Genomic DNA, 22,807 nt, shown 5'->3' with positions numbered 1-22,807 from the left:
TTGGGAATTTATAAACCTGTCTACTTTTAAAAGTGGGCAGGTTTTTTAGTTTTTAAAAATAAGACTACCAGCCTCTTTTATAACGAAATAAAACAATTAGTGCCGTACCAAGACTGGAAGAGAAGGCAATGTGTGTGGAATTGTATTTTGAGTATTATTTTATTTACTTTAGCCAAATACTTTAATAAAATCATTTTTTTATTTGGATAAAAAAATCCCATCTAGACAAAGCAAAGAAGCCAAATTCTCAAGTTTGTTTGATGCGCATTATAAAAAACTGTATAATTATTCTTTTAAGGTTCTGAAAGAAATCACATTGTCTGAAGAATTAGTTCAGGAAACATTTATAAAGCTTTGGGAAAATTTTGATACAATTAAGCAATCCGAACGTTCTATAGAAGCATTTTTAATTACAACACTCAAAAATAAAATTATTGATGCGTATAGAAAAAACCAAACCAGAGAAAAACATACCAATGTATTTGCTTTAAATGCAAGTATTGAAACTCAAATAGATAAAGAATGGGAGTTATTACAACAAATTGAACAAGTTTATGCAACTCTTGAAGAAAAAACAACAGCTATTTTTAAGTTATCAAGGGATAAAGGTTTGAGTTATAAAGAAATTGCTGATCAAAAAAATATTTCCATTAAAACGGTAGAGCTCCATGTTTCAAAGGCTTTAAAAGCTTTTCGGGAAGGTTTAAAAGAGTATTTATAAAAATAATTTCATTTTAAAATAGGGTAGTACTTTGTGGCAAACGTCTTATAAGTATTAATAGCCTTATTATGAAACATCCACAAATTACAGAAACCGAACTTTGGGCCTATATCTCCAAAACAGCAGATACAGAAACCATACAAAAAGTAGTGACATGGATGGAATCGGATGCGTTTGATAAAAAGTTACTTGACCAAACCAAAGCTATTTATACAAATTCTATTGAGCAAACCCCATCTATTGAAACAGCAAAAAAACAATTTTTTAATAGCGTAAAAACCACTGAAACGCAAAAAGCAAAACCTTGGAAAAATATAATGAAGTACGCTGCCGTAATTATACTTATAATTTCTGCAACATATACTTATCAATATATAGCATCAAATAACAATCTAATCATTGTACAGACCACTTTTGGGGAACAAAAGAGTATAGAATTATCAGACGGTTCTAAGGTTTGGTTAAATGCATCAAGTACATTATCCTATAATCCTGAAAGCCCTAGAACTTTGTACTTAGATGGAGAAGGCTTCTTTGAAGTTGCAAAAGATAAAGAACATCCATTTACGGTAACAACTCCAGATCAGATTACTGTAAAAGCTTTAGGAACTAGCTTTAACGTGAAATCGTATGTAACTGGTCCAATTACGGAAACAAAATTACTTACCGGTAAAGTTGAGGTTACTTCTGATACACAATTTAAAAATAGCATCATCATGATTCCTAATGATAAAGTGACTTTTTATAAGGATAGAAAAGAAGTGGTGAAGACTAAAATGGATCTTAACGACGCTAGGATTGCTTGGAAAGAAGGGAAAATACAATTTAATAACAAAACCTTTAAAGCAATAGCAATAGACCTAAAAACGCAATTTAATATACAAATCAATTTTAAAAATGAAGCTATAGCAAATTCTAAGTTTACAGGTTCTTTTGATGATACAACCCCTATAGATGAGATTTTTGAAATCCTAAAAATTTCAAGAGACTTTAATTACAAACTAAATACAGCAACCAATGAGTGGATCGTAAAATAAAAAAAGTGGGAAAACTGGCATTTTCCCACTATAAAAGTTAAAAAATTCTAATCGCGAAATCAGTATAAATTAACAGTATTCAAATTTATGAAATTAAACCCTTCTGAGGTCATGTTATGGCCAAAAAGTAGTTCAAGAAAAACCATTTTTTTAATGAAACTATCGTTCTTTTTTTATCTGTTTTTTTGTCTTCAACTCATGGCATTTAGTGGGTTTTCTCAAGACAGAATTACTTTAGAGGAAGAAAACAGTTCCTTAAAATCTATTATAAGTAAAATAGAAGCGCAAACATCCTATAGCTTTATTCTAAATAATGATGTTATAGATGTAAATCAAAATTTTAGCATTCAAGTTTTAGAAAAAGATATTATAGAAACAATTGCTTTGCTTTTTAAAAGTGCAGCCATTTCTTATAAAATCAAAAAAAATCATATTATTCTTTCTAAAGCCAAAAAAGAAAGTGATCGTTTTACGGTTAATGGCGTAGTCACAGATGCAGATACAGGAGAAACCTTGTTAGGGGCTAGTATTAGTGTAAAACCTATTAGTAAAGGAGTATATACTAATGCGTATGGTTTTTATGCTATAACACTACCTAAAGGAGATTATCTTTTTGAAGTGTCCTATTTAGGCTATGCAGCTAAAGAAGTAGAAGTTGATTTAAATAGCAATAGGAGTTTAAATATAGCACTTCAGCCGTCTTCAAGTGAGTTAGATGAAGTTATACTAACATCTAATCAGTATACTAAAAGTCAGGTAAAAGTAACCCAAGGCGGTACAACGAGTTTAACACCTGCAGAAATAAAAAAACTGCCAGCTTTTTTTGGTGAACCAGATATTACGCGAGCCATTTTAACACAACCCGGAATTAGTAGTGTTGGTGAAGGAACGAGTGGTTATAATGCTCGAGGCGGAAATGTAGATCAAAACCTAATTTTAGTAGATGAAGCTCCTTTATACAATACTTCTCATTTATTTGGATTATTCTCTATTTTCAATGCAGATGCTATTAAGGATGTAAAATTGTATAAAGGAGGAATTCCTGCACGTTTTGGAGGAAGAGCGTCATCAGTACTAGATATTCAACAGAAAAATGGTAACCTAAAAAAGATAGAAGGTGAAGGCGGTTTGGGTTTATTGTTTTCAAGACTTACGCTACAGGGGCCTATTCAAAAAGATAAAGTGAGTTTTTTGCTTTCAGGTAGGCGGTCTTACTTTGATTTGTTTTTTCCCTTAATAGAAGATATCCCTGCGAAAAAATTTCACTTTTATGATTTAAACACAAAGCTTACATGGAATATTAACGAAAAGAATAAGTTATATGCCTCAGGTTTTTTTGCTGCGGATGTCATAAAACTTGATCAAACAGAAGAAGGAGATGAAGGAGGGTCTGATGTTGATCTTGACCTTGGTTGGACAAATGCTACTGCCACCTTACGATGGAATCATATTTTTTCTAATAAATTATTTGCAAATATAACAGGGATTTATAGCACCTATAAGTTCGATTTAGGCATAGCACAGGAAAACGAAAATGCAGATTTTGAAATATTACTGGATAGATCTATTGAAAATTGGATTTTTAAACCCGATTTCACGTATTATTTGGATCCTACTACAAAAATGAGATTTGGTCTTTTTAGTAATTTATATCATTTTATTCCTGAAGTAAGAAGTAATGAAGTTGTGGAAACTCTTGACAATGAAAAAGCATTAGAATTAGCAGCCTATTATAGTATGGAGAAGCAATGGGATAAATTGTCATTAGATGCAGGTTTGCGGTTTTCTTGGTTTGGAAATTTAGGACCAGAGGATATTGCCATCTATGACCCTAATTTTCCTCAAACGCCAACTACAATTATTGGAAGTAGAAGTTTTAAAAAGAACGAAATATCTAAAAGCTATGCTGGTTTGGAACCGCGTATAGCATTAAAATATGATCTAAATGACCGAAAAGCCTTTAAAGTTGGGTACAATAGAATGTTTCAATACGTTCATTTAATTACCAATCAAACAGTAGTTTTACCTAATGATATATGGAAACCTGCTGGGGAGCATATAGCGCCATTAGAGGTGAATCAGTTTTCTGCAGGCTATGCATATGATTCTAAAGAACAGACATATAACTTTTCTTTTGAAGGCTATTATAAAACATTTGATAATATAGTTGAATATAAAAATGGAGCTCGGTTAGGAGTAGTCGATAACATAGAAACCGAATTAGTACCTGCAAAGGGTTTTTCGTATGGCTTAGAATTGGCAGCATATAAAAACAAAGGAAAAGTAACAGGGAATGCAAATTATACCTATTCGGTAACAAAACGAAAAACAAAAAGTAATTTCTCTTCAGAACAGATCAATAATGGCGATTATTTTTCTTCGGATTTTGATAGGCCACACATATTCAATTTCACAGCCAATTATAAATTGTCTAAAAAATGGGAAATAGGCGCTTTTTTCACCTATCAAACAGGAAGACCTACTACACAACCTAATGGTAGACTTCGTTTTAATGGAGAATCATTTCTTACCTATTCAAATAGAAATGCATTTAGACTTCCAGATACACATAGAGCAGATATTTCTTTTACCTACAGGCCAACAGCTAAGCCTGAAAGACGCTGGGTTGGAAGCTGGAATTTTGGTTTGTATAATATGTATGGCAATAAAAATGCATTTTCCATCAATTCCATTTTAAAGGATAACAAACTAGAAACAGGGCAGATTTCTTTAATCGGAGCCCCAATCCCATTTATTTCTTACAATTTTAAATTTTAGTATCATGAAAAAACGATATATATACACAACACTTGTTTTCTTAAGCGTATTAACAAGTTGTTTCGATACCATTTCTCCAGATTTTGAATTTGAAGAGCAAGTATTTATTTCTGGTTTACTTACCAGTGAAACTGATTTTGTATCGGTTCAAATACAAAAAACGGTTCCTGTAACCGATGAAAGTTTTAGTGCTGTAAATGATGCACAAGTTTCATTATTTACTAGAGATGTATCAAATACAGTCTCATTGGTTTCTGATTCGTTTACTGTAGTCGATGGGGAATATCAGACATCGGAAATGATCACCCCAATTATTGGAAACAGCTATTGGATCGAAGTCATTTTACAAGATCAAACGGTGCTTACATCAAAAGAGGAAATACTAAACCCTGTCCAGATTACAGATATCGTAAAAAATGAAGACAAAGTTCAAATTACCTTTACAGGTCCAGTAGAGCAGCAAAATTTCTACTTAATTCGCCTAGAAGTTTTTAAAGAAGGACTATTGGTTACTGATGATTGGGGCGTATTCAATGATAATGTTGTAAATGAAGGTTTAGAAAAAAAATTAGACATTACAAATACAATAGAAGATGATAGTACGGTAATCATAAGTCTTCATTCCATTAGCTTTAATACTTTTCAGTTTTATGTTAATGTACTGAGTACCCAAGATGACCAGTTTTTAGCAACTATCTTTTCACCCATAAATATTGTTGGCAATGTTACTAATACCACAACTAATACATTGGCACTTGGCAATTTTGGTATAGCTGGGTTTAGCACAATCACTATGGATTTCTAAACAATATCTACCACTTTTTATAAACTAGTTAGCGTATTAAAACACCCTGACCTATCAATTAATTTTTACCAAAAAGTATCTTTTAATGAAGTACAGTTCATTATGAGTAAGGGAGTTCCTTTGGTTTAGGTGTACCCCCTATTAAATTATTATAAACAAAATTAATATTTAAAACAGATTATTATGAAACAGTATCACAAGTACAAAACAACACTTATTTTAGTATTATTTGCAATTTTTATATGCTCTTGTTCTAAGAAAGAAGAACAGCCCCCTCTTGTAGCAGTTGATCTTGAAATATCGGAAGAAATTAAAGATATAATTTATTTTAAAGGAAACGAAAAAGCATCTACTGTGCTCATCACTATACCGGGTGGCCCTAGTACAGAATTTGGTACAGATTTAGTAGACGAAATTTCGGCAACTCTTAATCGTACAGATATTTTAACTGTAGCTGTGCACCAATTACAAACATTAGATTCTACTATAGTAAAAGACAATGATATTACATTAGATGAAGCTAATTCCTTTAATGCAGAAAGTATAGAAATGCTATATAAAACGGTTGCGTATTTTAAAAATCAAGACCGAACAGTGTATGTGTTTGGACTTTCATTTGGTGCATTTATAACACAAGAGTTGATTGCAAAAAAAGGAATCGATAGTGCTGATAAATATCTAATTATGACAGGTAGATTAGATATGAACGATGTAATATGGCAAGGGGCTGCTGAAGGAAGAGATGGATTTTTTGAAGATGGCATTACGCCCATTGTAAAAGCAGACCCAGATCCAGCTGCTAAAGAAAGAAATCTCAATAGAATTGGTGCTGGATTTTTAATGAATAGGTATACACAACTTTTTAGTACCATTGATGATTTATCTAACATAACCTATGTGTATGGAGCCACAGATGAAGCGGTTGGTAGCCTCACTCCAGAAGAAGTACAGTTTTTAAGGTCTAAAAATACGAATATACTTGCCGGAGGTGGCAACCACGAAGACACTATCGGAGAATTTCTTTTACAGGGTTTTAATGATGCCTTCGGGATTAAACTATAACCTTAAATAATAACTCCACAATTCAAAAAAAAACGATACAATAACATAAATAAAATAAAATGAGAAAATTAAAAGGAACAGTAATAGCAGTAGTATTTATATTGCTAACAATGAATGTTTTTGCACAAGAAACCGCAAAACAAGAATTTGAAGTAAAAGTAATTACAAGTGTAGAATCTATTATCCCTAGTGGCTTGGGTAGATCGCGTTTAATTTCAACAAATGAAGAAAGAGATTATAAACAGTTTACTTCTGTACAAACAAAAGAGGATAATACTAGAAATAAGTCTAAAAGAAAAGAGATTCGGTTAAAGGATTTTGAGGAAACAAAATTATTAAACTTTTATAGTATATCAGGGATCCGATTTCAAAATATAGCGGCAAATGACGCCTTAATTTCATCAAAATTAACAACAATGATTTCAGAAGGTTGGGATTTGCTATTTGTAACAAGCGGAGTAGAAAGTGATGCGGGTGATAAAGACGGAGCTGGTATTTTTATTACACGCTATATCTTTAAAAGAAAATTAAATTAAAAAGTGTTTTACAACAACCTGTCAGGTTTTTAAAACCTGATAGGTTTATATGTATTCAAAAACAGTATTGCAAATCTGGAGTGTTTTATAGTGTGAGATTTACGGGTGTTGTTTAAATGATAATTTTAATAAAACTCTAGAAATTCACAAGCAAATTTCTAGAGATACTTTCAAAACAATAAAAAATCAACTAGATTAGTAGCAATGCCAAAGCTAATATCTTTATTATAGGCTAAGTTTTGTAAAAAAAGTACTTTATATGATTTCAAAACCCTACAGATCTCGTTTTTAATAAAAAATAGTATTAAAGGTAAAAGGAACTTAATTATTAATAGGTCTTATAGGATCAATACATTTTGAATACATATGCGTTCATGGATTATTTTAGTTTTGTCAGTTCTCTTATCTGCCTGTACTACAACTTCTTCAAATGAAGTTATAGATGGAATTCTAGAAGTACCTGAAAACCGAAAAAAATCTAATTCTAGAACCCTTAGACTGGTATATAAGGTACTAAAGGCAAAAAAGGCCAATTCCCAAAAGGCACCTATTGTTTTTTTGCAAGGCGGTCCTGGCGCGGCAACCTTGACTATGGAAGAATTTTGGAAAAATCATTCTCTTAGAAACGATAGAGATATTATACTAATGGATCAGCGTGGAACAGGTGCATCAGAAGCAAACTGTACCGAAATGGGAGATTCGCTATTTGCTATTATTAGACAAGACCTTAACAAAGAGGGCGAAATAAGGGCCATTAACGCTATATTTTCCGAGTGCAAAGAAACTATGAAAAACGATGAGGTAGACCTTGCAGGATATACAAGTAAAGAAAATGCTGCTGATTTTGAGGATTTACGAAAAGCATTGGGTTATAAAAAATGGAATCTTTTTGGAGTCTCTTATGGTTCAAGGTTAGGCTTAACAATAATGCGTGATTTCCCAAAAAGTGTTCAAAGTGCTGTTATTGCAGGGGTCCTTGCCCCAGAAACAGATATTCTAAACGATAATATACAAAATCTTGAAAATTCTCTTTTTACCGTTCTTGAGCGTTGTGCGAAAAATGAAGACTGTAATAAACGATACCCAAATTTAAAAGAACGCTTGTTAATAGCAATAAATAAATTACAATCAGACCCTTTACATTTTGATTATGAAGGCAAGCCATTTATTCTAAATCCTCAAGATGCCTTAACAATACTTTTCTTAAATCTTTATGATCGTCGTTCTATAGGAGATATCCCTTTACTTATTGAGGCTCTAGAAAATGAAGAAAAAGAACCTCTTCTAAATGCTATAAAAGCTATTGAAAATACCTCTAATATAATTAATTGGCCCATGAACTATTCGGTAATGGTTTATGAAGAACTTCCTTTTTATGACGAAGTAGCTATGGTAGCAGCTATAAAACAATCTGAAATTGCATTTCATTTATTTATGTCTTCTAATCTAGCGATGGAGTCATTAAATAATTGGCATCCTTATAGAGCTTCAGAGATAGAAGACCAAGCAGTAGTTTCAGATATCCCAACCTTAGTAGTAAGTGGTGGTTTAGATCATGTTACTCCCGTTAGTAATGCTAAAGTAGCAATACAGCATTTGAAAAACGCTTATGAATTAATTTTTTTAGATGATAGCCATAATCTATTTAACCCTTGTTTTTTCCAAGTAGCTGAAGATTTTCTCAACAATCCTACCCAGAGACCTAATACAGATTGTAGTGTTGAAAAGAAGATCATTAGATGGAATTTGTCTAGGTCAGGGCTCTAAAAAAGGATTGAAATATTAGATGATTCTCTTTTGAGAAAAGTAAGTGTAATAATGAAAGTTTAAATAAACGATGAGAATAATTTTTTGGGTATTATACACTATAACAATTTTACTTTTAATCTTTTCGATTATTTTAATAATTATGGGTAATATGCCATGTTCAGGTGATGGTTGTTTGATTCATATATTATACATAATCGGTACTCCAATTTTGATTGTTTTTGGTATAATATTTATTTTAATGACAAGAATAATTTTAATACAAAAGAAAGGTAAAGTTTAAATACATAAACATACAGAATGAATTTAGAGGGTAATTGGGAAGGGTACTACGAATATGGAGAAGGCTATATTCTTCCATTTTTTGGGGAACGTATAAAATTTCAAGTGGTTATAACTAGTAAAAATAATTCCTTTACAGGGAGTAGTACTGAGGAAGAATCTGATCTTTCGGTACCATCTGGAGCAACAATAAAAGGGTTTAGAGAAGATGATATGATCTCTTTTGTGAAAACATATCCGATACACCCTCAAATTGACGAACTTACTAATCAAATAGAAATTCAGGAAGGTAAATTAGATATTGACCATATAGGCTTTTGTGATGATAAAAATCAAGCCATATATGGTAATTGGCAAATAGAACAAATTTTTAGCAATGAATTTGATCAAGATGTTGTTGAATATGTTGGAGGTATTTGGTTTCTAAAAAAAGTGCAATAAAAATATATACTACTTCTAGAGTAGGTAAAAGATTTTTCTTCAACCCAATTCAATCCTTACTATAATACCAAAAGGGGATTGTAACTAAAGTATCTTGTTTGGTTTCGCTTTTTCTATTTCGTTCATCTTTGGTGGGGCCAATAATGTATAATAAATGCTTGCCATCATGTAATTGTTTAAGGCCTATATAGTTTTCAAAACCCAAACGGTTTTTTTTATTTGTGCTAATCACAAAATCGCTAGGATATGCTACAGAATCAATTTGTAAGGTGTACAGTGTATTGATAACGTCTAAGTATTTTTTTGAGATTTTATTGTTTTTTAAGCCCTTAGCCTCAGCCCTAAATTCGTTTATTATTGAGGAATCATATCCGCGAATATCGGTATCTGGTTTTAGAGTACTATCCTTTTCAAAAACAAAATCTTCCATTTGTTTTTTATATACTAAAAATGTTTTGAGATATGGTGTTTCAATTACTTTAGACGGTATTGATGCTATAGCAACATATGTCTTCTCTGTTAGTAATTCATCATAATTAGCATTGTTACTTTGTATTTTAGAAGAAGAATTGTCTTTAGCTAAGTAATTAGACTTTATATTAATAATAGTAGATAATAGCCCTAATACAATATAGAAAGGCACAATCATTCTACTAATTCTCCTCGCAAATTTATTGTCTAAAAAATTATACAATAAGGGGCGGTAAATAACAGAAGCAGTAAGGATACTAAACAAGCGATAGATGGGAAAATAAATTTTAGAAGTCCATTTTTTTCTTTTTAAAAACCCTTGCCCAACAAAATCTATGAATACAATTATAATACAGAACCCTATGATTGGCAGAAAAATTAGGGCTATTACTTTCCCAATATTATCAGGTATAATTCCAGTGTCTTTAATTAACCAAATAAAAGCACCCAAAAATAGTAGTAATAAAAAATAACTAATTACATAAAATATGAGTAAAAATGATAATGCAAAAATGATACTACAATAATTTTCTAGATTAGAAATGTATTTATCAAAAGAGCCTACCTTTTTTTTAAGATGATTGGTAAATTTTTCTGAATAATTAAGGGAGTCAAAGTCAATATCACCAGAGATATAGCGCAGTCCAATAGCTCCTATCCATAAACCTCGTAAAACGACATGGATAACGAGGTTAATAATAAGTATAACTATTGCATTTATAATAAAACCCCAGAAAGACGTAGCAAATATATCTCCATCTTCTGCCGCTAGAGTAGTTTCGGCTAAAATAGCGTCCATTGAAGCGATAAGCCCATAAATGGCAAACCCAGAGATAAGTAATTCTAGTTGCCAGCTTTCTTGTTGTAGTTTATCTAACCACTTTTTAAAATTGGGACTGTTGTATTCCATTAAAACAATTTAAGTTTTAAATATAGTAATTTTAAGCAATTAAGGAGCAGTATTCTATTTCGCACCATTCAACTTTTTGTTTAAATCAACTTATCTTTGCCTAAACCTTTTTAATGTATGCAGGTCACTACTAAAGCTATTGTTTTATCTGCCTTAAAATATGGAGATACAAGCCTAATTGTAAAAGCTTTTACCGCATCTGATGGCTTAAAATCATACCTATTGCGTGGTATTCTTGCGTCTAAAAAAGGAAAACTTAAAACAGCCTATTTTCAGGTGTTAATGCAATTAGAAATTATTGCGACACACAAAAATAAAGGTGGCTTAGAACGGATTAAAGAGGCAAGACCAAGTTATCATTACCAAACCATACACAGTAACATTGCAAAAAATGCACTTAGCTTTTTTTTAGCGGAAATACTAGCCAATAGTATACATGAAGAAGAAGATAATACAGCATTGTTTCATTTTATGGAAGCGGCTTTACAATGGTTAGATACGCATGATGAAATTGCGAACTTTCACCTCTTTTTTTTACTTACTTTAACACGCTATTTTGGCTTTCAACCCGATACTACAGAAATCAACGCGCCATATTTTGATTTGCTAGAAGGAGAATTTGTGTATAAAGTATCTTTAAACCCTATGATAATGGGTGAAAATTTAAATTATTTTAAAAGGTTTTTGGGCATAAATTTTGATAGTATTCATACCATAAAGATGAATAAAGCCAATAGACAGCAGTTGTTAGAGGCTATAATTCTTTATTTTGAATTACATTTGCACGGATTTAGAAAGCCCAAATCTCTTGCTGTTTTGAACGAAGTTTTTAGTTGATATGAATAAAGTATTTTTTATCATATTTTTTCTTTTTTTAAAGTTAGTTTCTGCCCAAGAAATAACAATTCTGGACTTTGATACAAAAGAGCCTATCCTTAACGTAGCGGTTTATAATATAGATAAAAGCAAAACGACTTTATCTGATTTTGACGGAAAATGTGATCTTTCTGTTTTTTCTAATAATGAGCGAATTACCTTTAAACATGTAAGTTATGAGATTTTTAAAAGCACAAAAAACCAAGCTTTAAAAAAGAATAAGCGAATTTTTTTAGTGGCCAAAGCGCAACAACTAGATCCTGTTGTGGTATCTATCTCTAAATGGGAGCAACAACGAAAAGATATTCCACAAAAAATAGTAGCTATAGATGCTAGAAGCATCGCATTTAGCAATCCACTAACGGCTGCTGATCTCCTTAGAAATAGTGGTAAAGTTTTTGTTCAAAAAAGTCAATTAGGAGGTGGTAGTCCTTTAATTAGAGGATTTGCTACCAATAGGTTATTGTTATCTGTTGATGGGGTACGGATGAATAATGCTATTTTTAGAGGGGGTAATATCCAAAATGTAATTTCTATAGATCCTTTTTCTGTAAAAAACACAGAAGTTATTTTTGGTCCGGGCTCCGTAATATATGGTAGTGATGCCATAGGTGGTGTAATGAACTTTTTTACTAAAGAAGCAACCATGTCTTCTACTGAAGGAGGTAGCTTTTCTGGAAATGCTAATTATCGCTTTTCATCGGCAACTAATGAAAATACGGTGCATTTAGATTTTAATATCGGGAAAAAGAAATGGGCCTATCTCACCAGTATTTCCTATAATAGTTTTGGTGATTTAGTAACTGGAGCCAATGGCCCGGATGCTTTTTTACGAAATAATTTGGTGCAACGTATTAATGGAGAGGATGTTTTAGTAGCTAATGATAAGCCCAGAAGGCAAACGCCTACAGGTTATGATCAGATTAATTTGATGCAGAAAATTGCTTTTAAGCCCAATACAGATTGGGATTTAAGTTTGGGAACTTTTTACTCAGAAACCTCAGATTATTCTAGATACGATCGGTTAATTCGACCAAATAGCGACGGTACAGGTTTACGCTCTGCGGAATGGTTTTATGGCCCACAAAAATGGTTTATGAGCAACCTCCAATTTTCTAAAAACGGTAAAGGTAAATTTTACGATGGTTTAAAAATTACAACGGCTTATCAGCATTTTGAGGAAAGTAGAAACGATCGTGATTTTCAAAGCCTAGATCGGTTTACCACAAAAGAAAATGTAGATGCCATTTCGGCTAACATTGATTTTGAGAACAAGAGGATTGGAAATTTAAGGTTGTATTATGGAGGGGAATATATCTTTAATAAAGTAAACTCTGTTGGAAGTCAGGAAAATATTGAAACCAATGTGGTAGTACCCAATGTTTCGCGTCACCCAGATGATTCTACATGGCAAACTGCTGCAGGTTATATTAATGCAGAATACAAAGGAAGGCCTAATTTTACCTTATTATCTGGTTTGCGTTATAGTCATGTATGGGTAGATGCTACATTTGATGATACCTTTTTTCCGTTTCCTTTTGAAACTGCGGATTTAAGTACTGGAGCCTTAACTGGTAGTATTGGCTTTAGTTGGTTTCCTAAAAGAGATTTACAAATAACATTAAATGGCTCAACAGGTTTTAGAGCGCCTAATATAGATGATATTGGTAAAGTTTTTGACTCAGAACCTGGTTCTGTGGTGGTGCCTAATATAGATTTAGAACCAGAATATGCCTATAATGTTGAGTTGGGATTTAGCAAAAACTTTAATAATAAAGTGGTGTTTAAAGGCACCACTTTTTATACCTATTTAGTAGATGCACTTGTTCGTAGAGACTTTGAATTTAATGGGCTTAGAGAAATAGATTTTAATGGAGAATTGAGTAATGTACAGGCCATACAAAATGCAGCAAAAGCTTTTGTATATGGGTTTGAATTAGGTGCAGATGTTTTTTTAACCGAAAAACTATCTATTAATACAAACTTAACCATTACAGAGGGTTTGGAAGAAGAAGAAGACGGTACCGAAACTCCTGCGAGGCATGTAGCCCCTACTTTTGGAGATTTTCATTTGGTATGGAAAAATCAAAAAATAAAAGCAGATTTGTTTTTAAATTATAATGGAGAAATTCCTTTCGATGATTTAGCAACATCAGAAAGAAACAAAGAATTTTTATATGATCTGGATGCTAATGGAAACCCTTTTTCGCCCTCTTGGTATACTTTAAATTTCCGTTCTAATTATAATATTTCTAATGCCTTAAAAGCAACTTTTAGTCTAGAGAATCTTACCAACCAGAGATATAGAAGTTATTCTTCTGGAATTTCTGCTCCAGGACTTAATCTTATTTTAGGATTAGGGTATCAGTTTTAGCAATATATATAAAGAGGAGTAAGATCAGATTATATTTTTTGATATAAAAAAGCCTGAAAATATAATTTTCAGGCTTTCACTATTTTTTACAAAAATATGTATTACTGCTTTACTTTATTCATGGCCTTTTCACCTGCTTTTTTCATATCATCACCAGCAGTTTTAGCTTTATCTATAGCATCTTTACCCATTTCTTTGGCTTTATCCATAGTTTCTTCACCCGCCTTTTTCATGTCATCACCAGCAGCTTTTGCTTTATCCATGGCCTCTTTACCCATTTCTTTAGCTTTATCCATAGTTTCTTCACCAGCTTTTTTCATGTCATCGCCAGCCTCTTTTACTTTATCCATGGCCTCTTCACCCGCTTTTTTCATATCGTCGCCAGCTTCTTTCATTTTATCCACAGCTTCATCACCAGCTTTTGCTGCTGCCTCAGTAGTTTCTTTAGCTTTATCAGTAGCTTCTTTACACGATACAAACGATGCACTAAATGCTAACATTAATGCGGTACTCAAAATTACTTTTCTCATTTTTTTAATTTATTAGTTAATGATTAGTTGTTGTAATATACGTACAATAGTTGTATTTAGACTTTAAAATCCTTTACCATTAACTAATTCTTTAACTACTTATTGTATAACATTCTTAAAGTAGGCTGTTTTATTCAATCTAAATTTATAATTTTGCAGCCTTAAAATGAAGTACCAGAAGCAGTTATTATGAAGTTTGCGGAACATAAAGGATTAGATTTGCCTAAGGTAGCGGAAGAAATTCTAGCCTATTGGGAGGAGAATGCTATTTTTGAAAAAAGTGTATCATCAAAAGATGGTAAAAAAAGTTATGTCTTTTTTGAAGGCCCTCCCTCTGCAAATGGGATGCCAGGGATACACCATGTAATGGCACGTACTATCAAAGATATTTTTCCTAGATACAAAACCATGAAAGGTTTTCAGGTAAAACGCAAAGCAGGTTGGGATACACACGGACTACCTATTGAACTTGGTGTTGAGAAAGAACTTGGGATTACCAAAGAAGATATAGGGACTAAAATTTCTGTAGAAGAATATAACGCTGCTTGTAAAAAAGCTGTAATGCGCTATACAGATGTTTGGAATAAGATGACCCAGCAAGTTGGGTATTGGGTAGATATGGACGACCCTTATATCACCTACAAGTCTAAATATATGGAATCTGTATGGTGGTTGTTAAAACAGATTTATGATAAAGGTCTCATATACAAAGGATATACCATACAACCTTATTCTCCAAAAGCAGGAACCGGACTAAGCTCACATGAGCTAAACCAACCAGGAACCTACCAAGATGTTACAGATACTACGGTTACTGCACAGTTTCGAAGCCCCCTAACCCCCAAAGGGGGAGCCCAGAATGATATCTGTAAGGCGTTTGGAATCTCCCCTCCTTTGGAGGGGTCGGGGGAGGAATTCTTTTTTCTAGCTTGGACCACAACACCTTGGACATTACCCTCTAATACAGCTTTAACTGTAGGACCAAAGATTGATTATGTTTTAGTAAAAACCTTTAATCAATATACTTTTGAACCTACAACTGTTGTTTTGGCTAAGAATCTAGTTAGTAAACAGTTTAGCGGAAAATTTATAGCTGCTGAAGATGAAAATACTTTAGCAAAGTATACAAAATCAGATAAGAAAATTCCATACCTAATTATAGCTGAAGCTAAAGGAGCAGCTTTAGTAGGGATTAGATATGAACAATTAATAGATTATACACAACCCTACCAGAATGCAGAACATGCTTACCGAGTAATTGCAGGCGATTTTGTAACTACAGAAGACGGTACAGGAATAGTACATACATCACCAACTTTTGGTGCAGATGATGCTTTTGTAGCAAAACAAGCGGTTCCTGAAATTCCGCCAATGTTGGTTTTAGATGAGCATAACAATCCCGTTCCACTTGTAGATTTACAAGGGAAATTTCGCCCAGAATTAAAAGAATTTGGTGGCAAATATGTAAAAAACGAATACTATACCGATAGTGAAGCACCGGAACGTTCTATTGATGTTGAAATAGCCATTAAATTAAAGGAAGAGAATAAAGCTTTTAAGGTAGAAAAATATGTGCACAGTTATCCTAATTGTTGGCGTACCGATAAGCCTATTTTATATTACCCCTTAGATTCTTGGTTTATAAAAGTAACTGATGTAAAAGATAGAATGTTTGCCCTTAACCAGACCATAAATTGGAAGCCAAAAGCAACTGGAGAAGGCAGGTTTGGAAACTGGTTGGCTAATGCAAACGATTGGAACTTATCTCGTTCTCGTTATTGGGGCATACCATTGCCCATCTGGCGTACAGAAGATGGTAAGGAAGAACTTATGATAGGTTCTGTTGCAGAATTAAAGCAAGAAATGGAAAAGGCTTTAGCTGCAGGGGTTTTAGAAAAAGACATTTTTGAAGATTTTATAGTGGGTGATATGTCTGACGCTAATTATGATAAAATAGACCTACATAAAAATATAGTAGATCAGATTACCTTAGTTTCTGCATCTGGTAAACCCATGAAACGAGAGAGCGATTTAATAGATGTTTGGTTTGATAGTGGTTCTATGCCCTATGCACAATGGCATTATCCATTTGAAAATAAAAACCTTATTGACAATAACGAATCTTTTCCGGCAGATTTTATAGCAGAAGGAGTAGACCAAACACGCGGTTGGTTTTATACACTACATGCTATTGGAACTATGGTTTTTGATTCTGTTGCCTATAAAAATGTAGTTTCTAATGGTTTGGTTTTAGATAAAGAAGGAAAAAAGATGTCTAAGCGTTTAGGAAATGCTGCAGACCCTTTTGAAACTATGGATACCCACGGAGCAGATGCTACCCGTTGGTATATGATTTCTAACGCAAACCCATGGGATAACCTAAAGTTTGATATTGAAGGAATTGCTGAGGTAAAACGTAAATTCTTTGGAACACTTTATAATACATACTCCTTCTTTTCGCTTTATGCTAATTTAGATGAGTTTGCTTATAAAGAAGCAAATATTCCAGTTAACGAACGTGCAGAAATAGATCAGTGGATCCTTTCTGAACTGCATACGCTTATTAAAACTGTTGATGAAGCCTATGCCGCTTACGAACCAACCAAAGCAACAAGAGCAATTTCTGATTATGTACAGGAGAATCTTAGCAATTGGTATGTACGTTTGTGTAGAAGACGTTTTTGGAAAGGAGAGTACGAGAAAGATAAAATAGCAGCTTACCAAACTTTATATACTTGTTTGGTTACCGTAGCAAAATTAGCGGCCCCAGTAGCACCATTTTTTATGGACAGACTGTATACAGATTTAACAAAAACAACACAAAAAGAAACTTTTGAGAGTGTACATTTGGCAAACTTTCCTGAGTATGATGCTACTATCGTAAATAAGGAATTAGAAAGTAAAATGGCAAAAGCACAAACCATATCATCTTTGGTATTGTCTATCCGTCAAAAAGAAAAAATAAAAGTGCGTCAACCATTACAGCGTATCATGATTCCTGTTTTGGATGACAAACAGAAAGAAGAAATCGTAGCCGTATCCAATCTTATAAAATCTGAAGTAAACGTTAAAGAAATTGAACTTTTAGATGATGCTTCAGACATTTTAGTAAAGCAAATTAAGCCCAATTTTAAGACCTTAGGTCCTAAATATGGGAAGGATATGAAACAAATTGCGGGAAAAGTAGCAGGTTTTACTAAAGAAGACATCCTAAAAATTGAGCAGGAGGGCGAAATTTCTATTGAAATTGAAAATAAAAGTATTATTTTACAGTTACAAGATGTAGAGATCTCTTCTCAAGACATAGAAGGATGGTTAGTTGCGAGCTCTGGACTTTTAACGGTTGCTTTAGATGTTACCATAAGTAATAGCTTAAAAAAAGAGGGGATAGCTCGTGAATTGGTAAATAGAATTCAGAACTTAAGAAAGGAATCTGGTTTTGAAGTGACTGATAGAATAATAGTTAAAGTTTTAAAAGATGGTTTAGTTGAAGAAGCGGTGATGAGCAATATAGATTATATTAAAGCAGAAACGCTTACAGCTGAATTAAATTTTGAAGACAAATTAGAAAATGGTACAATCATTGCTTTTGATGAAGTAAATACAAAATTGTTTATCCAAAAAAGTTAAAATTATGGCAATAGACTTAAAAGTTAGATATTCTGATAAAGACTTAGCAGAATTTAAAGTTCTTATTGAAGAAAAAATAGAAAAAGCAAAAAGCCACTTAGAATTGCTTAAAAGTTCATATATGAACGATGGTAATAATGGTACTGATGATACTTCGCCAACCTTTAAAGCGTTTGAAGAAGGTTCGCAAACCATGAGTAAAGAGGCAAATACACAATTAGCAATTCGCCAAGAAAAGTTTATTAGAGATTTAAAGAATGCCGTGTTGCGTATAGAAAACAAAACATACGGAATTTGCCGTGTTACTGGTAAATTAATAAACAAAGAGCGTTTAAAATTAGTGCCACATGCAACACTTAGTATTGAGGCAAAGAATATGCAGAAATAAGCATCTTTATTTTCTGTAATTGTTATTGCGTGATATTTAAACTATGAAAAAGGGTTTATACATTTTAATGTTTTTATCCTTTAGTTCATTGTATGCGCAAAAACTAATCAGAAAAATACTTCCCGAATTAAAGAGTACTGCCATTCAAATAAATGCAGAGAAATGTTTTTCTGTGGTAGTTGAAACTATAAAAACAGATGAAATTATAGTTGAGGCAAAAATAGATGGGGAATACAAAAAAAATATAGTAGTTGAATTCATTGAAGAAGGTGCTACTTTAATTATAAACCCAACATTTCAGCCAAATTTTAAGACTCCTAATGACAAATTAAGTGCTCATAAAGTAATTTCAATAGCATTAACCGTAAAAGTTCCAGAGTATGCGGAACTTCAATTATATGGCACTTCATGTAATGTGGCGATAACGGGGCAATACAGCAATTTAGATATTGTTTTAAATGATGGAAGTTGTGTGCTTACAAAAGTTGGCGAGTATGCAAAAGTGAATACCCAGAGTGGTGCCATTACGGTTTATACTAATAAAGGACAGGTAGAAGCTACTTCTAGTTACGGGATTATAAAAAAAGACAGGATAGCGTATGGAGATTATGTTTTTTCTCTAAAATCAATAACTGGTAATATAGATATTAAAAATGTAAATTAATATGGCTACTTTTGCCAAATCGATTTGAAAAAAGAATGAATTTAAGGAAGTCTGTATTATTAGTTGCTATTATTCTTATTGTAGACCAATGGAGTAAAATATATGTAAAAACTCATTTTATTATCGGTAATAATGGAGCTGTTGAAGTTTTTAGTTGGTTTAAAATTCTTTTTATAGAGAATTCTGGTGCAGCTTGGGGCACAAAACTCAGTGATTTTCTTCCTGTTTCTGATGAGACAGGAAAATTAGTACTTACTATTTTTAGACTTTTTGCAGTGGCAGGTATTGGGTATTGGTTGTATGATACAATTATAAAAAAATTATCAAAAACATTAATAATTGCTGTTTCCTTAATTTTTGCTGGGGCATTAGGGAATATTTTAGATTCTGTTTTTTATGGCGTGCTATTTAATGAAAGCTCCTATCAATTAGAGAATATTGCAGTTTTATTTTCTGATGAACCGTATGGTTCTATTTTTCATGGTAAAGTGGTAGATATGCTTCATTTCCCTTTTATTGAAAATGCTATTTTACCTTCTTGGATCCCTTATTTTGGAGGGAAGACTTTTAGTTTTTTTGAACCAGTTTTTAATATCGCTGATATGGCAATTAGTACTGGTGTGGGGATATTAATTGTATTTAATAAAAAGGCCTTTCCTAAGAAAAAAGAAGAGATTCAAAACTCATAAACTTTACTAGGCGTTACACAAAAATTTAAAGGGATATCTTTTTGATATACATCAGTGATGTTCTCTTCTGTTGCTTCATAAAAAGATAAGCCTACTTTTATGACATCGTCTCTACAATCATCTAAAAAATTATCGTAATATCCTTTGCCATAACCAACTCTATTTCCTAAACTATCAAAGGCTAATAAAGGAATAAAAACAACATCTATTTTTTTTGATGCTATTTCTATACCATCAACTGGCTCAGGAACATTCCATTTATTATTTGTAAGAAGGGTATTATCAGTTAATAAAAAATGGGTGAGTTTAAAATTTTCTTCCATTTTAGGAACCACAATATTTTTATCTTTTCCTTGTAGAATAGAAAGTAGAAAGTTGGTATCAATTTCTTTCTTTTCAACTATAGGAAGGAATATATGGAAAAAAGAATTTCCCCAAATAGGCAAAGACAACGTCTTATTAGAAATATGAATACTTTCATCTAAGATTTGCTCTGGCGTGAGGAGTTTTCTTTTGGCGAGATATTTTTTCCTTAGGTCTTTTTTTAGCATTCGTGAAATCCTAATGAAACACGTGTTTGGGGGATTTTAAACAACAAAATTCTCGATGATTTATTTTTTTGCTGCCACAGCTACATATACCTTAAAAAAGAGCATTAAGATAAGATAGGTTCCCATTGTAATAATATAATTTTCCATAACAATGTTGTTTTTCTGATGCTTAAAAGTAAATAAAAAATGAAAGAAAACCATGAAGTGTTCGATTTTATCGATGAAATGCACAATTTTATACTATTTTAATGGTGTAAAAATCACAATAAAAATATAAGTTACTAAAAATCAGATATATAAAGTTTATTTCCCAATTAGGATACTACATTCGTAAAAAACACAAGAAACAGTCTATTCATTTAAAAAGATAACTTATTGCTAATTTATGAATAGAGAAGTATTACAAACACAATACATCAATTTTAGAGTTAAAATACTATAGAAAGGTAATTATTTTAAGAAAACATAGTAATTTGCATAGGATATTAAATTAGACCAGAACAGATGAAAGAGTCATCATTACAATTACAGATTAGTACACTCCCGAACAGCCCCGGAGTCTACCAATTTTATGATTCGGATGAAAAGATTCTTTATGTAGGAAAAGCAAAAAAATTAAAAAAGAGAGTAAGTTCTTATTTTACTAAAAATCATGAGTATGGTAAAACTAGAGTGCTTGTAAAAAAAATATGTTCTATAAAACATATTGTTGTACCCACGGAATCTGATGCATTATTGCTTGAAAATAATCTGATTAAAAAATACCAACCCAGATATAATGTATTATTAAAAGATGATAAATCTTATCCTTGGATCTGTATTAAAAATGAACGGTTTCCTAGAATTTTTCCAACCCGCAGACTTTTTAAAGATGGTTCTGAGTATTATGGTCCGTATACTAGTATGAAAACGGTACGCATTCTTTTAGATTTAATAAAAAGTGTATACCCATTACGAACCTGTAATTATGATTTGTCTCATGAAAAAATAACTGCTGGTAAATATAAAGTTTGTTTAGAATACCATTTAGGAAATTGTAAAGGACCTTGTGAAGCTAAGCAAGATGTAGAAGAATATCACAGGCAGATAGCAGATATTAGGCAAATTATAAAAGGTAATTTTAAATCATCTCTTCAGTATTTTAAGCATCAAATGAAAGCTTTAGCAGAAGAAATGAAATTTGAAGAAGCACAGCAAATAAAGGAAAAAATAGATGTTTTAGAAAATTACCAAGTAAAATCTACCATTGTAAATCCAAAAATTACCAATGTAGATGTATTTTCAATCATTTCTGATGATGTTTTTGCTTATGTAAATTTTTTACAAATTTCTCATGGGGCTATCATAAGGTCACATACTTTAGAAATTAAAAAGAAATTAGATGAGCCTAACGAGGCATTGCTACAGTTGGCTATTATAGAAATTAGAGAACGTTTTAAATCAGAATCAAAAGAATTATACCTTCCTTTTGAAATAGAATTGGTAGAAAACTTGAAAATTACAATCCCCAAATTAGGAGATAAAAAGAGAATTTTAGATTTATCAGAACGTAATGCAAAATTATACAGACAAGAACGTTTTAATCAAATAAAAATAGTAGACCCAGAAAGGCATACCAACCGATTAATGGCGCAAATGAAAAAAGATATTCGTTTGCAAGAAGAACCTAGGCATATAGAATGTTTTGATAATTCTAATATTCAGGGTACAAACCCAGTAGCGGCATGTGTTGTTTTTAAAAATGGAAAACCATCTAAAAAAGAGTATCGTCATTATAATATAAAAACGGTAGAAGGTCCAGATGATTTTGCTTCTATGGAAGAAGTTGTTTTTAGACGTTACAAAAGGTTGTTAGAAGAAGACCAACCTTTACCACAACTTATTGTAATAGATGGTGGTAAGGGACAGTTATCATCTGCTCTAAAAAGTTTAGATGTATTAGGCCTTAGAGGTAAAATTGCCATTATTGGTATTGCCAAGCGCCTAGAAGAAATTTACTTCCCGGGAGATGCTATACCACTTTATTTGGATAAGAAATCTGAAAGCCTAAAAATAATACAACAATTGCGTAATGAAGCGCACCGTTTTGGAATTACATTCCATAGAAATAAAAGAAGTAAAGCGGCTATAAATTCCGAATTAGAAAGTATTGAAGGAATTGGAGGAAAAACAGCAGAAGAATTATTGAAAAAATTTAAATCGGTAAAAAGAATTAAAGAAGCCAGTATAGATAGTTTAGCGAGTATCGTTGGAATTTCTAAAGCTAAAAAAATCTATCAAAAATTTAAAAGTTAA

18 protein-coding genes are annotated in these 22,807 nt (G+C 32.2%); 15 read left to right on the top strand and 3 right to left on the bottom strand.

Annotation, left to right across the window (positions count from 1 at the left end):
• Window positions 1-202 precede the first annotated feature (202 nt).
• The 8 genes from ACZ451_RS03945 (at window position 203) to ACZ451_RS03910 (ending at window position 9,429) form a co-directional block, all read left to right on the top strand.
• Window positions 203-721, top strand: a complete 519-nt coding sequence (locus ACZ451_RS03945) for an RNA polymerase sigma factor (RefSeq protein WP_464215797.1) — start codon at window positions 203-205, stop codon at window positions 719-721.
• 68 nt (window positions 722-789) lie between these two features.
• A complete protein-coding gene (locus ACZ451_RS03940) occupies window positions 790-1,758 on the top strand; it encodes a FecR family protein (RefSeq protein ID WP_464215796.1) in 969 nt (322 codons plus the stop codon).
• A gap of 87 nt (window positions 1,759-1,845) precedes the next feature.
• Window positions 1,846-4,536 (top strand): carboxypeptidase-like regulatory domain-containing protein, encoded by a 2,691-nt coding sequence (locus tag ACZ451_RS03935; RefSeq protein WP_464215795.1) that lies wholly within the window; start codon window positions 1,846-1,848, stop codon window positions 4,534-4,536.
• Between the two features lie 4 nt (window positions 4,537-4,540).
• The gene (locus ACZ451_RS03930; RefSeq protein ID WP_464215794.1) at window positions 4,541-5,341 is read left to right on the top strand and encodes a DUF4249 family protein; all 801 of its coding nucleotides are present in this window, start codon (window positions 4,541-4,543) and stop codon (window positions 5,339-5,341) included.
• A 183-nt stretch (window positions 5,342-5,524) separates the two neighbouring features.
• Window positions 5,525-6,403, top strand: a complete 879-nt coding sequence (locus ACZ451_RS03925; RefSeq protein ID WP_464215793.1) for a hypothetical protein — start codon at window positions 5,525-5,527, stop codon at window positions 6,401-6,403.
• A 110-nt stretch (window positions 6,404-6,513) separates the two neighbouring features.
• Window positions 6,514-6,939, top strand: coding sequence for a hypothetical protein (locus ACZ451_RS03920; RefSeq protein ID WP_464216889.1), 426 nt, complete (start codon window positions 6,514-6,516; stop codon window positions 6,937-6,939).
• Window positions 6,940-7,305: 366 nt separating this feature from the next.
• A complete protein-coding gene (locus tag ACZ451_RS03915) occupies window positions 7,306-8,706 on the top strand; it encodes an alpha/beta fold hydrolase (RefSeq protein WP_464215792.1) in 1,401 nt (466 codons plus the stop codon).
• Between the two features lie 300 nt (window positions 8,707-9,006).
• The gene (locus ACZ451_RS03910) at window positions 9,007-9,429 is read left to right on the top strand and encodes a hypothetical protein (protein ID WP_464215791.1); all 423 of its coding nucleotides are present in this window, start codon (window positions 9,007-9,009) and stop codon (window positions 9,427-9,429) included.
• A gap of 49 nt (window positions 9,430-9,478) precedes the next feature.
• On the opposite strand, the gene ACZ451_RS03905 is transcribed toward ACZ451_RS03910, so the two are convergent.
• Complete coding sequence (locus tag ACZ451_RS03905) at window positions 9,479-10,810, bottom strand: hypothetical protein (protein WP_464215790.1); 1,332 nt, start codon at window positions 10,808-10,810, stop codon at window positions 9,479-9,481.
• Between the two features lie 117 nt (window positions 10,811-10,927).
• On the opposite strand from ACZ451_RS03905, the gene recO reads away from it, so the two are divergent.
• Window positions 10,928-11,647 (top strand): DNA repair protein RecO, encoded by a 720-nt coding sequence (gene recO / locus ACZ451_RS03900; RefSeq protein WP_464215789.1) that lies wholly within the window; start codon window positions 10,928-10,930, stop codon window positions 11,645-11,647.
• A 1-nt stretch (window position 11,648) separates the two neighbouring features.
• The gene (locus ACZ451_RS03895) at window positions 11,649-14,060 is read left to right on the top strand and encodes a TonB-dependent receptor (protein ID WP_464215788.1); all 2,412 of its coding nucleotides are present in this window, start codon (window positions 11,649-11,651) and stop codon (window positions 14,058-14,060) included.
• Window positions 14,061-14,161: 101 nt separating this feature from the next.
• Here ACZ451_RS03895 and ACZ451_RS03890 read toward each other — a convergent pair whose 3' ends face one another.
• Complete coding sequence (locus ACZ451_RS03890) at window positions 14,162-14,590, bottom strand: hypothetical protein (RefSeq protein WP_464215787.1); 429 nt, start codon at window positions 14,588-14,590, stop codon at window positions 14,162-14,164.
• Window positions 14,591-14,779: 189 nt separating this feature from the next.
• Between ACZ451_RS03890 and ileS the strand changes: the two genes are divergently transcribed.
• Genes ileS through ACZ451_RS03870 form a run of 4 tightly spaced genes read left to right on the top strand, consistent with a single transcriptional unit; the run spans window position 14,780 to window position 19,961 of the window.
• Window positions 14,780-18,220, top strand: a complete 3,441-nt coding sequence (ileS, locus tag ACZ451_RS03885; protein ID WP_464215786.1) for an isoleucine--tRNA ligase — start codon at window positions 14,780-14,782, stop codon at window positions 18,218-18,220.
• 4 nt (window positions 18,221-18,224) lie between these two features.
• Complete coding sequence (locus ACZ451_RS03880; protein WP_464215785.1) at window positions 18,225-18,608, top strand: TraR/DksA family transcriptional regulator; 384 nt, start codon at window positions 18,225-18,227, stop codon at window positions 18,606-18,608.
• A 43-nt stretch (window positions 18,609-18,651) separates the two neighbouring features.
• A complete protein-coding gene (locus ACZ451_RS03875) occupies window positions 18,652-19,272 on the top strand; it encodes a hypothetical protein (protein WP_464215784.1) in 621 nt (206 codons plus the stop codon).
• Window positions 19,273-19,307: 35 nt separating this feature from the next.
• Window positions 19,308-19,961 carry a lipoprotein signal peptidase gene (locus ACZ451_RS03870; RefSeq protein WP_464215783.1) on the top strand — a complete coding sequence of 218 codons (654 nt, stop codon included), beginning with the start codon at window positions 19,308-19,310 and terminating at the stop codon, window positions 19,959-19,961.
• On the opposite strand, the gene ACZ451_RS03865 is transcribed toward ACZ451_RS03870, so the two are convergent.
• The gene (locus ACZ451_RS03865; protein WP_464215781.1) at window positions 19,949-20,512 is read right to left on the bottom strand and encodes a 5-formyltetrahydrofolate cyclo-ligase; all 564 of its coding nucleotides are present in this window, start codon (window positions 20,510-20,512) and stop codon (window positions 19,949-19,951) included. The genes ACZ451_RS03870 and ACZ451_RS03865 overlap by 13 nt on opposite strands.
• Window positions 20,513-21,016: 504 nt before the next feature.
• Here ACZ451_RS03865 and uvrC point away from each other — a divergent pair.
• Window positions 21,017-22,807, top strand: coding sequence for an excinuclease ABC subunit UvrC (uvrC, locus tag ACZ451_RS03860; RefSeq protein WP_464215780.1), 1,791 nt, complete (start codon window positions 21,017-21,019; stop codon window positions 22,805-22,807).

This window comes from Allocellulophaga tsushimaensis (genome assembly GCF_055383085.1).
Note: the sequence above shows the minus strand (reverse complement) of the source record. Positions and strands in the feature narration are given on the sequence as shown.